Genomic DNA, 12,996 nt, shown 5'->3' with positions numbered 1-12,996 from the left:
CCGCGTCACGACCGAGAAGAGAATCGCCAAGAAGAAGATCCACAGCGAAGCCACAAACGGCTGAAACCCGAAGAACGCCAGGCGGTAGTAGTCGTACCCCAACCCGACAAACAGCGCAAAAGCAAACCACCGCCGCAACCGAAACCGACCCCGCCCCCGATCAACAGCACTTCCCACCGGGGACGCATACGGATTGACTGGTTCGGTTTGCATACCAATTGCCACTATCAGGTGTAGAACTCATCATCAAAGCGACGCGAAACCGTCGAGCGGACTTGCGGTTGAAGAGATCGGGGATCGCTTGCGAATGAACTCGTGATGCCCCAAAACCAGTCTGCAGTAAATTTCTGCCGAAACAGTTCGCGGGCTCTCCCAATTGTTCCTAGCGTAAAACCTTGACCGGAACAAACAAGGACAAGCGACCGACCATCACCTTTGTGTTTCAGTTGAGGACTCACGTGACGTCTTGGCAGCTTCTCTCTCAGCGTTACGGATAGACGCCGTCAACTTCGAGACAGCGGCAGCCAATTGTTCATTGCCTTGCAGTGATCTGCAGAGAACCAAAGCTTCCTCGAACCCCTTTCTTTTGAATAGCAGCAAGGCGAGGTTATACGTGGCCTCCGCATCCTCCAAACGCACCGCTCGACGGTAATCTTGCTCGGCTCCTACTAGATCTCCTTTCACTTCGCGAAGATATCCGCGTCGCTGGAGCGCTGGCCCCTCGAGCTGACCACATTCCACGATCTTCGTAAAGATTTCGATTGCTTCGTTGACGTTCCCAAGTTCTCGCTCGGCATCTCCCAACGCAAGCCAATATTTTGCAGAACCCGGGTTAATTTCTACCGCAGTTTGAAACAGCGACTTCGCCTTCTCCCATTTGCCCTGATTCGCGAGCACGATACCGAGCGTGTGATTGACCCGCGGGTTTTCGGGCGACAGCTCGTAATTCTTTCTCCAGAAAGTAAGCTCCGATTGATAGTCTTGATTTCGAAGATGAGTCCTGGCACCAAAAAGCAAAACCAGAAGAAGCGAAGCACCGACAAAAAACTTTCGCGGAAGACTTGTCCGGAACGCAAGCCAGAACAGTCCCACCTGCAAAATCGCAACCACAAAAACCAGCGGGAAGTGCATTCGGTGCTCAAACACCATATCGGGGCTTGGCACAAAACTAGAGCGGGGAGCCAACGCGATGAAGCACATGATGATCAACAAACCAAGGACCGCTCTTTTTGTCCAAAGAAACCCACCAACAACTGCCGTCAACGTCAGGGCGAACATGCAAGGAACAAATCGCCACGGGTCCCGCTCGATTGGCCACCCATAATCCAAACGAAGGTCGATCGGAAAGACCACCAACTTAAGGTAGTGGAAAATGACACAAGACTGTGTTTTGAGATAGTCCCAAGGTGATACGCGATCGACCGTCACCCTTGGTAAAATATCCGAAGTCGTTGCAACCGCTGTTTGCGATGCAAGGTAGCCCCCTACAACCATCACTTGGCTTATCCAAGAAGTGAAGACGAAGAATGCTCCGATCGACTTGACCAACCGGAGATTCGCCGGCGGATCCCCTTGACTCTGATTGACGTGTTTTCTGAAAAAGAACTCCCACGCGATCAACACAAACGGCAGGGCGAGCGTTATTTCCTTCGAAAGAACGGCACACCATGAGAAAAGAAACACGCCCAGAAGATACCCAGGACGGCCCTCCATGATTCCACACCAGCAACGCAGCGTCAGCAACATGAACAGCACAGCCATAGCCTCGTAGCGCTGAACGACGTAGGTGACAGACTCGGTTGTCAGCGGGTGAACAGCCCAGAGAACAGCAACAGTCCAACCGAAAAGTGTGCTGTCACTTACATAGACCTGTTCTGAATGACATTTGCCTTGACCAAAGACTTGATCTGCCCCCCATTTCGCGACGCTCCAAATTGTCAGTGCCGTAGCCAAGTGCACCGCAAGGTTCACAAGATGATATCCCCACGGATCGAAACCATTGACCTTCAAATTCGCGGTGAAGGTCAAGTTGACCAGTGATCTTCCTGGACGGAAGAACTCGGTCATTGTCGGCCAAGACCGGATTCCATCACGAAAGATATGCTCATCATCAAAGAAGAAGAGCCCTTGAAAACTACTCGCATACGCAACGACGACAATTGCCACTAGCCAAATCGCAGCAGACAAAGCACGTATGTTCATTGGCTTCCAAGAACCGACATTAAACAATTTTAAAGAGCATCAGATACAAGGTAGGACTTGTACTCGCGGGCAGACACCAGCACCAATTAAACCAGCGTTGTGCCTCGATCGAGAATCACCACAGCGATCTGTTGACTCCATTTCACCCCAACACGCACGCAAGCTTACATGCGTTTAGCTTTCAAATCGAGCAAACTTTCAACAACAGAATCGCAGTGAGCGATACCCACCCGAGTTCGAAGCGAATCAAAACATGCATGCGTTCGCTAGGACCCGCGAATAACAGGTCCAGTCCCCCGATCGATCGCTCTAACGAAACGGATGTCCTGTTAGTGGTGACCAGCTTCAAGAACCAGGCTGCCAATATTCTCAATCCCCAAGTTGTCCTCAATCGACCCTGGCGAGTTTGCATCGTGTATCAGGCCTCCGTCCTCGTTGGAAGTCGTAGCAACCAACTTTCCGCTGACAATTGGTCCTGTCTCGTCTTCGTGTGCACACGGCAGTGCCGCTGCAACGGTTGCAATCAGGTCATTGGTTTTGTGCCCCAAAATTGCGGTCGCAGCGAGGCTGACCAAAGCAATCCCGCCAACCAAGATGCCGTACTCGACCAATCCTTGGCCCTTTTTGTTTTTGAACAGTTTACGCATTTGCTTCTCTCTCATGTGGATAACAATGAACGGTTAAGTCGCCTGACCACCCTCGGCAAGACCGGCAGCGACAATCAACCGGCCCCGTGTTCGTCGCAACGAACGGGAACCACAACATACGCAAGTGCAAACCGTATGCAAGTGCAAGCAACCCGTTTTTGTCGATTATTCCGGATTGGTAGCATCCAATCTCTTCTCTACGCGTTCTCCGCCGGGCGGTGGTGAACAAGGGTCGTCTGGCATCAATTGCGTGCTCACCCCCTTTTCGCCACGCACCTGCCAGCCAGCAGCGACCTCAATCACATGGGCACCGTCTTTCGCCTTGGGAACAACAACGCGCCATGGTTTCACGTCACGCCGCACTTCCAGCACTTCCCAATCTTCATTCAGAAAAAATAGATCGAGCGGGAAACGCATCCACATCGTGTGTACGGAACTGCAATTCCGCAACAGCAACCCGCTGCCGGGCTCAAGCGGTCGTGAAAACTGCAGGCCCCGCAGTCGTTGCCAAAAGGTCTCTGCCACATGCAATCGCTCGACGAGGATCTCGCCGGTATCCGCATCCTCCCACCTTCCCAGCTTCGGAAATCGCACAGCTACCCCCCAAACGACGAACGAGCGAACTGATCGAGCACCTGCACGATTTGGAAAATGATCGGGCCAAGCGACGCGATCATGATGCCAGGCAAGAAGCAAACGATCAGGGGGAAAAGCAATTTCACAGGCACCGCCATGGCCATCGCAAGAGCCCGTTCACGTCGACGACCGCGTAGGTCATCGGCTTGCGCCCGCAACGTTGCCGCGAGTCCTGCGCCGACTTGCTCGGCGTGAATCAGTGCCGACACAAAAATACCAAACCAAGGAACATTGACGTGCCGGTTCAAACGCTGCAATGCGTCGACTCGTCCGCGTCCCGTGAGAATCTCCAACCGGAACAAGCGGAAATCTTCGGCGAGCGGTCTCTGGCGACGCTGCGTCTCGAGCACCCGATCCAAAGCCGCATCGAAACTCAGCCCTGCTTCGGCCAGCGTTGCCAACAAGTCCAATGTCAGCGGTAGATCTTGCTCGATCTGAGTCACGCGTTTGCGACGACGGGATCGCACGATCACCGCAGGCAGTGCTCCCAACACAGCGATCCCGGCGAGTGGACTGAGCCAAACCAACGGCAAAAACACCTCGCCGACGTTGCCCGGGATCGCTCGCAGAAGGGCCTCCAACAGTGAGATGACCTGACTCTGGTAGATCGCGATCGCAACGAGAATGGCGAGTAGCGTTGAGGCAATTGTCGCGAGAACAAAGATCGTGACAGCGTTATTCCTCCGAAAACCAGCCTGAAACAACCACCATCCAAGCCAAGACCGCTGAGCCGGCAACGCCTCCTCATCGAGTTGGTCGACCGCAGCGGTTCCGGTCGCGAGTCGCTGGCTGCTGAGCATCCACGCCCACGCATACCGCAGCAAAACCAACGCAACGACGAGCAGCAACACAGCAACGATGATGGGGAAGATGCTCGACATCAGGTTCGCCCCGCAGTGATGCCGTGCATGAGTCCCGAAGGGACGGCAGGCAAAAGCCAAGGACGCAAGTCCATGGACAGGGCACCCACCAAAACACCGAGTCCCGCAGGGATGACATGAGACGGAACGACCTGACGAGAATCATCAACGTCGATTGCCCCAACGTTTCCGTCGGCGTTTGACGTTGGAAACGCGGATTGTGCGCATCCAACCTGCCGTCCCTTCGGGCCTCGACCGTGAGGAGGTGTCGCAACGATCCCCGGACTAGCGTCCGGGGCTAATGCATACCGTCGCGTTGCGACTCGACGGCAAGCTAATCCCGAAGGGATGACAGGCGTTAGCCATGGACGTGAGTCCATGGACAGGGCCCCCACGAAAACACCGAGTCCCGAAGGGACGGCATGAGACGGACCAACCTGTCGACGGTCATCAACGTCAATTGACCGAACGTTTCCGATGACGTTTGACGTTGCCAACATGGTCCGCGGCGCAGCGACCTGCCGTCCCTTCGGGACTCGATCGTTCGGTGGCGACGCAACAATCCCCGGACTAACGTCCGGGGCTAGTGCATACCGTCGCGTTGCGACTGAACAAACTCGCGATGCGTTCATCCATGCACCTCCTGTTCAAAGACATACTGCGGATCGAATTCGATCTCATGCTTCTTAAGAATCGCAAGGTACTCGTCTTGGAATGTTCGCTTTCGGTGGTGTTCACGTTGGTTCGCGATATAACGCTTCACCGTTTCCGCCTTCGAATGGCTGACGGAGAACGCACCATACCCGGATTGCCACTGAAACTTTCTCGGTAGCTGTTGCTCTTCGTTAATCCATCTGGATGAGTTCGCCTTGAGCAGTTGAATCGTCGAAGAGATAGCGAATTGCGGGTGGCATCGAATCAAAAGATGGACGTGATCCTCAATGCCACCTGATTGCAAAAGGGTTGTTTTGTGTTCTCGGATCGTGCCGCCGATATAGCCGAATAGATCGTCACGCCAATCGTCATGGAGGACCGGCTTTCGATACTTGGTGGAAAAGACCACATGCAGGAGGATGCCATGATGCGAGGACATTAGCACGCTCCGAAGGTTAAGAAAGAATCATGCCGTCCCTTCGAGACTCTATCGCGGGAAGACGGCGCCGCAAACCCCGGACTGGCGTCCGGGGCTAATGCATACCGTCGCGTTGCGACTCGGTGGCAAGCGAGTCCCGAAGGGACGACATGCGATAGCCATGGACGCGAGTTTATGGATAGGTTGGTTCCCAAAAACGAGAGTCCCGTAGGGACGCCATGAGATCGGCCGACGCAATGACGGTCATCAACGTCGAACGACCGAACGTTTCCGACCGCGTTTGATGTTGGAAACACGGTCCGCGCGGCAACGACATGCCGTCCCTTCGGGACTCGACCGTGCCGAGGTGGCGCCGCAAACCCCGGACTAACGTCCGGGGCTAATGCATGTCGTCGCTTCGCGACTGTTGACTTGAGTCTGTGATTCATGATCAGAACTTCGGCTTACTCATCCACGAAATCCAAACCACACCAACGGCCTGCAGGAGCATACCGATCGAAACCATCATCTGGCCGATGAAGCTCGTCAAAAAACCGGTCATCCGTTCCGGATCATTTCGCCAAATCAAGGCGCCGATGAAATAGGTCACTGCGATCACGCTAACCACGGACAATCGAGCCTGTGTCGTCATCGCGTTCATTCGCCGGGTCAACTCAATCCGATCGCGAACCGTCCGACCGACGTTTGCCAGCGTCAACGCCAACCGCCCGCCGATCCTCCAGTTCACGGCGAGCGTCTGCGTGAACAACAACACACTCTCCAGCGGCAAACGCTCGGATAGATCACCCAGTGCTTCGACAGGATCCTCACCGTATCGAACCGCTCGGATCAACTGCTCGGCCTCCGTGGCCCAAGGACGCTTGGTTTGCTTGATACTCGACTCCAGTGCCGATTGCAGGCCCGCTCCCGACTTCACCGCCGCAACCATCATGTCGATCGAATCGGCGAGCTGCTGCTCCAGTTTTTGAATCCGCATTTGCAGGAAGATCGCATCGACCTGGGACGCACACAGCAAGATCATCACGAAAAACGCGATGAGATAGGGCCATGGGATCCCAAGCCAAAACCAAACGGCCCCAACGACGAGAACAGCGATCGGAATTCCCAGCCACCAATATCGCCTCAACACAGGACTACGCCGATGGCGTATCACCGTCGCTGCATCCTCGTCGTCCTCAATGCCTTCGACGTGAGCGGCCTGCTCGAACAATCGACCACGGGCCACGGCGGCCAATTGACTCCGGTGCAACGCGATGCCAACGGCCAAGAGACCGCCTAGCAACATGATCGCGAAGATTCCGATAAACACGCCGGCCATCGTCTGTTACCGCCGGCGCTGCGGAACTTTTCTTGCGGGTTATCGATCCATCGCTCGCGAAGCATATGAACCCGACGCGGGACGATCCCGGTCGGTTGATAGTCACCGACAATCTGACGATCTTTTCGCCCGGTTTGCTTGAAAACAAAGATCTCCTGCAACTGTGGCGTCAACTCCTCCATCCCGGTCAACTCCGAGATTGACTCCACACGTCGAATCCCATCGTCATACCGCCGTACCGAGATGATCAAGTCGATCGCGGCCGCAATTTGTTCGCGAATCGCACGCGACGGCAGATCGAGTCCCGCCATCAACACCATCGTTTCCAACCGCGAAACCGCATCGCGAGGACTGTTCGCGTGCACCGTCGTCAAACTTCCATCGTGCCCGGTGTTCATCGCCTGCAACATATCGAGCGCCTCGCCACCACGAACCTCGCCGACGATGATCCGATCAGGCCGCATCCGCAAAGCATTGATGACCAGGTCACGAGCCGAGATTCGCCCAGTTCCTTCCAAGTTGTGTGGCCGCGTTTCCATGCGAACGACGTGCACCTGGTCGAGTTGAAGTTCCGCAGCGTCTTCGATGGTCACGATCCGCTCCGACGATGGAATCGCCTCGCACAATGCACCAAGAAAAGTCGATTTACCCGCACCAGTTCCCCCGGCAACCACCACATTGCTACGCGAACCCACCATGGCGTGCATGAAGTCCCGCATCGCCGGCGAGAACATCCCCAATCGCATCAAGTCGTCTTGCCGGAATCGCCGTTTACCAAAACGACGAATCGACAACGTTGGCCCATCAATGGTGACCGGAGGAAGCGTTGCGTTCACGCGGCTGCCATCGGCCAACCGGGCGTCGACCATCGGCGAACTTTCATCGATCCGCCGCCCGACGCGAGCCGCGATGCGTTGGATGATACGAACCAAGTGTTCGCTATCGCGAAAACGAACATCCGCGTTTTCAAGACGCCCAAATCGTTCGATGTAAACCTGGTCATAGCGATTGACCAAAATGTCCGTCACGGCGGGGTCACCCAAAAGGGGCGCGAGCGGCCCGACGCCCAACGTTTCTTCCTTGAGGTCGTCGGCAAGTTGTCGTTCTTCCACGGCGTTGAGTGGAAGATCTTCCGTCTCGAGGATCCGCTCGACAAACTCGACAACCGCTTCTTCCAGAACATCGTCCGAAGCACCCACAAACCGGCTTTCGTTAAGCAGATCCAACAACCGCTTGTGTAGACCAGATTTGACCGTGACGTAATCCGCCGTTTTGGATTTGGTCGTCACATCGGCTGAAACACTGAACGCGTTCTTCGCAGACTCGCGTTCCAAGGCCCGATCTTTGGGAACTTGAAAACGGACTTTGGACAGTCGCTGCCGAGCGAGCCTGCCCGCGTCGCCGGATTCTTCGTTTGACTGAATGTCGTCGTGGTGAGGGACATTGCTCATGCCTGTCCCTCGTTAGCAACAGGTTGCAAGGCAGCAATCTCGCTAGCGATTTCTTTCAACTCGCGGTGCAGTTTCGACCACTTCACCCAATCCATCGAGCAGGGACGGCCCACGTTAGCAGCGGTGATCATTCGTTTGTCGTACGGCAGCACATGATCGACTGGCACTCGCAACGAACGCGACACGTCATCGACCAACGGATTACCCGGCAACTGCTGGTAGCGATTGAGCACGATCCGCAACCGCTCTGGCGGATACTGCAAATTCTCTAGCAAACGCAGCAGGTGCACCACGCTGAGCACCGTGGGCACGACGTTGTCTAAGACAACATAGGCTCGCGTGGCGATGTCCAAGACGCTCATCACGACTTGGTCAAATAGCGGAAACGTATCAACGATGACAAAGCGGAAGGTGCGGCGTGCGAGGTTCAACACCCGCACGATCGATTGATCGTCAATGTCAGCCGCAGCGATCGGGTCCGAAGGCGCGGCCAGCAATAGCAGGCCCGATTCATGCGGCGTCGCCAACTGACGAATGAGCGTGCTGTCGAGTCGTTGGCGTTGCTCAAAGGCATCCAACAAAGAAGTCTCGGGTGTCAAATTCAGCATCGGGGCACACACGCCCATCTGCAACGACGCGTCGATCAACAGGACTTCATTGGGATATTTCAGAGCCAACGCAGTCGCCGTGTTGACCGCCATACTGGACTTGCCGACACCGCCTTTATTGCTGACGAAGGCGACGCAAGTGCCGCTGCGAGTCGGCTCATTGGATTGCCCACTCGGGGTCAATCGGTTCATAAAACCATTGAGTTCACCGTCCGCGATCGGTCGACGCAGAAAATCACTCACACCGAGCCGAACCAACTCGACCAAGTAGCCTGAATGAATGTTGGAATTGCTGCCTTCGGCACTGTACACCCCGACCAACATGAGGTCCGAGTGGATCGAACGCAATTCACCGATGCGAGTACGATCATTTGATAGATCGCCTGACAACTCAATCATCACCGCGTTCGGTTCGCGAGCCCGCACGGTATCGACGGCTTGGGTCAGGTCGGTGGTAACGTACACGTTGATCGGTCCGTCAGCGGCACCGTTTCGCACTGCGTCACGAATCTCGCGTCCGACCGCTTCGTCATGTGCAAAGACAAGAACGCGTGGAGCAAATTTGGCGTCGTTCATCAATAGCCCTCAAACGCATTCGCGTTGTTACCGGCTGATACCGGTGCCGCTGCCAAAGGTTCAGCGCGGTCGGTCAAGAAGACTTCGCTGTTGACTTCCATCCCACGGACGTGCTCTTGAATGACGGCATGCACGGGTTGCTCTTCATTGGCCCGCTTTCCACTCGCGTCGACGGAGTGGTGTTCTTCAACCAAGGGACGCACCGAAACAAACAACGGGTTTTGATTGTCAAGCAATCCCAACACCATGCCGACTGACTCGCTGGGGACCGCTAGCACGAATTGCTGAACCGTGCGTTCTTCCATCGCGATCGGATCCGCCTTCACTGTCTCGGTAATCGTTGAACCATCTGCGGTCAAACGCGTTTGGGTTTGCGTTTCGGTCACGCCGGTGGACTTAGGCACTGCGATCTGAGTCGTACCAGTGTTGGAGAGCAGCTTGACTCTTGCCGCAACTGTACGTGACGCCGAGACGCGTCCAGCGGGGAGTTTGGTCGCCTCTTTGACGGCATCACCGCTACCGATCGATCTCCGGACGCTGTCGCCGAGCGAGTCGACTTCGACTCCGCGAGCGGCAACCAGGTCGAACACGGCTCCCACTTGCAGCGTTTCCAATCCAACGATTTGCGATGCGTTCGCAGTGACGGCACGCATGCCAGGTTCTAAACCAATGGCCGGCCCCGGGGGTGTCCCGGGTGACGCCAGATCGGTTGCCTTCACCGGACGTCCGGCACGCAGCGGACGCAGCGGCACGCGGTCAATCAGGTTGCGAATATCGAGTTCCCAATCTTCTCGAACATTCGTCGGATCAAAGTAGAACGTCTGAATACGACCGGTGGTGGGATCAATGAAGTCATCGATCGAGAGCTCCGCATAAGCCGGAACGTCCTGAACCAAAATCGGAACAGCAACTTTGCCTGCTTGCTTCTGAACGGGTTCGAATAGATCGGCCGGTTGGTTTTGCACAACCAATCGCTGAGCGGAAGAATCGCTTGAATCCACTTTTACCGAATCCAAATCCTCATGACTCGACCTCGCGACCGCAAACACCTCGACTTTGTCGCGAATGAGCTGAGCCAATTTGGCGACATCCATTTCGGGCACTCCGACGATCACCGTCTCCTCATCACTCGGTGCCAAATAAACCGCATCGCGTACCACTTCGCGGATTCCTGTTCGCACCATCTCCGCGACCCGAGCATCGTCTTCTGTTGGCTGTCCGCCGAGCAAAGTTGCCCAAGTCGTATCGGGCTTCGAAGCAGTGACTTCACCCGGCACTCGCGTCAAGATCGAGAAGCGGTCGCCAACCGATAGCTTTTCGAACCCTTGGACGTTCGATTTGGACAAACTGATTCCAGCCATGCCTGGTTGCAAGCCGGCCGAAATTCCTGGCCGTGTGCCGGGCGTAAGCAGGTCGTTTTCGGTAATAAACGATCCACGCCTGAGCGGTCGCGCGACCACGCGGCCGTAAAGATCCGCCGGATCGGTGATCCATTGATCCGAAATCTTGTCAGCCGGGAAATAGTAGTAGTGCAATCGACCGCTTGACTCCTCCATCAAGTTTTCGTCCGTCAACGCCGAGAACGCATCCACCGGCTTGGCCGTGGTGATCACCGGAACCATTCCCTCGGTCGACACTCCATCGTCGACGTTGCCATCAGGCTGTCCACTGCGAAGCACGCAAGTCATCCTGGTTCCCATCGAGATCGCTTCGGTGAGCGGGCCGATCTCTTCTGGATCCACCGCCAACTCGGCATAGACCGTTTGCGTCGTTTTTGACTTTGAGCGACTGCTGCTTGGTGGAACCGTCAGCCCAGTAGGCCCATTCGTCGAGCGTTTCGATCCGCTGTATAGGTTGATGAGTGTGCCATTGGTAACCAAGTGCTTCACACCATGTTGTCGCGAGAGTTGTCCCGCTCGCAGCGACGGCGGCTTGATGCCACCAAACAGAGCGGCCGGTTCGCTATTGGAAAGCAGCTCTTCGCCCTCGCGTTTGGGCAAAGAGATCAGCAAGTCAAACCGATCGCCGCCTCGCAGTTGTTCCAGGCCCGGGATCCCTGATGCGGGAACAGACATCGCAAATTTGCCAGGGGGAATCCCGGCAACGAGCCCCGGCCGAGTTCCTTTTTCCATGAAGTCGGCTTCGCTGAGAACCATCCCGGCCTGCTTATCACGACTCAACACGCGGCCAATCAGATCACCCATGTTCCGCGAGGCGGCGTCCGCCATCGCCTCGGGTAACCAGACCACGTTGAGCTGTTTGGTCCGCGGGTTGATGAAATCGTCCTTGGTCACCCTTTCATACGCATTCATCGGGCGCACGGTTGCGGGAAATGCAAGCTGCCCCGTTCGATCGATCGGCTCGGACTTCGCCACCGCATCGCTGTCGAAAAACCCGAGCGTCCACGCGACCGCCATCGCCGACAAACCGAGCAGACCAGTCACGGTAACACCCATCATGATGATCGGAAGATAGTAACCGCGAACGGCGGATCGTCGTTGTTTTGCCATCAGTCACTCATCATTCGTAAATGCCTTCCTTGACAGTTCGTTCCCGATCGAAACGGATAAACTCAAAGAATGCCTACAGCATAATTCGTTGAAGCAAATTCGGAGAAAAGCAATGCACACAAACCCCCAAAAAGATTGCAGGTGCATAAGCAAAGTCTGATTGTTTCCGTGCGGCGGCTATGACCGCCAACGGCAAACCGGCGATTGCGATCCAGAGCGCAAGCGGGAAAACAGCAAACACACCAAACCAGAGACCGAGCGCTCCGAACAGTTTGATATCGCCACCACCAAACCGATCCCCTTTGCCCACGATCAACGCCAAGAGCAGGGCCAACACTCCGCCGACTGCATACTGCCACCAAGGAAGCATCTGACCGACGATCAACCCGCGAACGGGCATAGCCAACACCAAGACACCCCAAACCCAATCGGGAATTTCCCGCGTTCGTAAATCAAAGAAAGTGGCAACTCCACAAACAATGATTGGCAAGCAGAGCACGAACAACGATTCAATCACGCCAACCACTCGTCAATTTAAAAACGAGCATTATTGCAAATGACATTTTTTTTCAGCTTTGCTTTCGACAAGCACAATGCAGCCAGGCACAAAGAAAGAAAATTGCTCGGCAGCCTTACGACTGCCAAGCAACCGGTTAGCAAACCAGCGAACCGACCTCCAGTTCAGGGATGGTCGTGCTCGGCTTCGACAACCAACGCACCGATATTCTCGATCCCCAAGTTGCCTTCGATCGATCCTGGCGAGTTGGCATCGAGGATCAGGCCGCCTTCCTCGTTGGAAGTCGTATTCACCAACTTGCCGCTGACGATCGGCCCTGTTTCGTCTTCGTGTGCACACGGCAATGCCGCTGCAACGGTTGCAATCAGGTCATTGGTTTTGTGCCCCAAAATTGCGGTCGCAGCGAGGCTGACCAAAGCAATCCCGCCAACCAAGATGCCGTACTCGACCAATCCTTGGCCCTTTTTGTTTTTGATCAGTTTACGCATTTTGCTTCTCTCTCATGTGGATAACAATGAACGGTTAAGTCGCCTGACCACCCTCGGCAAGACCGGCAGCGACAATCAACCGGCCCCGTG

At 55.5% G+C, this 12,996-nt stretch carries 12 protein-coding genes; all 12 read right to left on the bottom strand.

All coding sequences use genetic code 11. From position 1 onward, the window contains the following. Positions 1-213: hypothetical protein (locus ACF8AM_RS22705; protein WP_392557843.1), on the bottom strand; the 213-nt coding region annotated here is incomplete at its 3' end. A 216-nt stretch (positions 214-429) separates the two neighbouring features. Then, positions 430-2,202, bottom strand: a complete 1,773-nt coding sequence (locus tag ACF8AM_RS22700; RefSeq protein ID WP_392557842.1) for a tetratricopeptide repeat protein — start codon at positions 2,200-2,202, stop codon at positions 430-432. Positions 2,203-2,531: 329 nt separating this feature from the next. Then, positions 2,532-2,849, bottom strand: coding sequence for a Flp family type IVb pilin (locus ACF8AM_RS22695; protein WP_392557841.1), 318 nt, complete (start codon positions 2,847-2,849; stop codon positions 2,532-2,534). Between the two features lie 165 nt (positions 2,850-3,014). Beyond that, positions 3,015-3,374, bottom strand: a complete 360-nt coding sequence (locus ACF8AM_RS22690) for a DUF192 domain-containing protein (RefSeq protein ID WP_392557844.1) — start codon at positions 3,372-3,374, stop codon at positions 3,015-3,017. Between the two features lie 71 nt (positions 3,375-3,445). After that, positions 3,446-4,366: a type II secretion system F family protein gene (locus tag ACF8AM_RS22685; protein WP_392557840.1), complete on the bottom strand. Its 921-nt coding sequence runs from the start codon at positions 4,364-4,366 to the stop codon at positions 3,446-3,448. A gap of 607 nt (positions 4,367-4,973) precedes the next feature. Further along, positions 4,974-5,438 (bottom strand): IS200/IS605 family transposase, encoded by a 465-nt coding sequence (gene tnpA / locus ACF8AM_RS22680; RefSeq protein WP_392557839.1) that lies wholly within the window; start codon positions 5,436-5,438, stop codon positions 4,974-4,976. A gap of 430 nt (positions 5,439-5,868) precedes the next feature. Next, complete coding sequence (locus ACF8AM_RS22675; RefSeq protein WP_392557838.1) at positions 5,869-6,747, bottom strand: type II secretion system F family protein; 879 nt, start codon at positions 6,745-6,747, stop codon at positions 5,869-5,871. Next, positions 6,714-8,207, bottom strand: a complete 1,494-nt coding sequence (locus ACF8AM_RS22670; protein WP_392557837.1) for a CpaF family protein — start codon at positions 8,205-8,207, stop codon at positions 6,714-6,716. The genes ACF8AM_RS22675 and ACF8AM_RS22670 overlap by 34 nt, the downstream gene beginning before the upstream one ends. Next, positions 8,204-9,391, bottom strand: coding sequence for an AAA family ATPase (locus tag ACF8AM_RS22665; RefSeq protein WP_392557836.1), 1,188 nt, complete (start codon positions 9,389-9,391; stop codon positions 8,204-8,206). Before ACF8AM_RS22665 ends, ACF8AM_RS22670 begins: the two co-directional genes overlap by 4 nt. Next, positions 9,391-11,901, bottom strand: coding sequence for a hypothetical protein (locus tag ACF8AM_RS22660; RefSeq protein WP_392557835.1), 2,511 nt, complete (start codon positions 11,899-11,901; stop codon positions 9,391-9,393). Before ACF8AM_RS22660 ends, ACF8AM_RS22665 begins: the two co-directional genes overlap by 1 nt. Positions 11,902-11,974: 73 nt before the next feature. Next, on the bottom strand, positions 11,975-12,418 hold the full coding sequence (locus ACF8AM_RS22655; RefSeq protein ID WP_392557834.1) for a prepilin peptidase: 444 nt from the start codon (positions 12,416-12,418) through the stop codon (positions 11,975-11,977). A 164-nt stretch (positions 12,419-12,582) separates the two neighbouring features. After that, on the bottom strand, positions 12,583-12,906 hold the full coding sequence (locus ACF8AM_RS22650; protein WP_392557833.1) for a Flp family type IVb pilin: 324 nt from the start codon (positions 12,904-12,906) through the stop codon (positions 12,583-12,585). Positions 12,907-12,996: the final 90 nt, after the last annotated feature.

Origin of the sequence: Rhodopirellula sp. JB055, assembly GCF_043100905.1 — a bacterium.
GTDB lineage: Bacteria > Planctomycetota > Planctomycetia > Pirellulales > Pirellulaceae > Rhodopirellula.
This window is presented reverse-complemented; position numbering and strand designations above follow the sequence as displayed.

What these genes read in the sequence shown, in the direction of transcription:
- ACF8AM_RS22700 (WP_392557842.1), bottom strand. Translation starts at nt 2,202, where the DNA reads ATGAACATACGTGCTTTGTCTGCTGCGATTTGGCTAGTGGCAATTGTC.
- ACF8AM_RS22695 (WP_392557841.1), bottom strand. Translation starts at nt 2,849, where the DNA reads ATGCGTAAACTGTTCAAAAACAAAAAGGGCCAAGGATTGGTCGAGTAC.
- ACF8AM_RS22685 (WP_392557840.1), bottom strand. Translation starts at nt 4,366, where the DNA reads ATGTCGAGCATCTTCCCCATCATCGTTGCTGTGTTGCTGCTCGTCGTT.
- tnpA (WP_392557839.1), bottom strand. Translation starts at nt 5,438, where the DNA reads ATGTCCTCGCATCATGGCATCCTCCTGCATGTGGTCTTTTCCACCAAG.
- ACF8AM_RS22670 (WP_392557837.1), bottom strand. Translation starts at nt 8,207, where the DNA reads ATGAGCAATGTCCCTCACCACGACGACATTCAGTCAAACGAAGAATCC.
- ACF8AM_RS22665 (WP_392557836.1), bottom strand. Translation starts at nt 9,391, where the DNA reads ATGAACGACGCCAAATTTGCTCCACGCGTTCTTGTCTTTGCACATGAC.
- ACF8AM_RS22660 (WP_392557835.1), bottom strand. Translation starts at nt 11,901, where the DNA reads ATGGCAAAACAACGACGATCCGCCGTTCGCGGTTACTATCTTCCGATC.
- ACF8AM_RS22650 (WP_392557833.1), bottom strand. Translation starts at nt 12,906, where the DNA reads ATGCGTAAACTGATCAAAAACAAAAAGGGCCAAGGATTGGTCGAGTAC.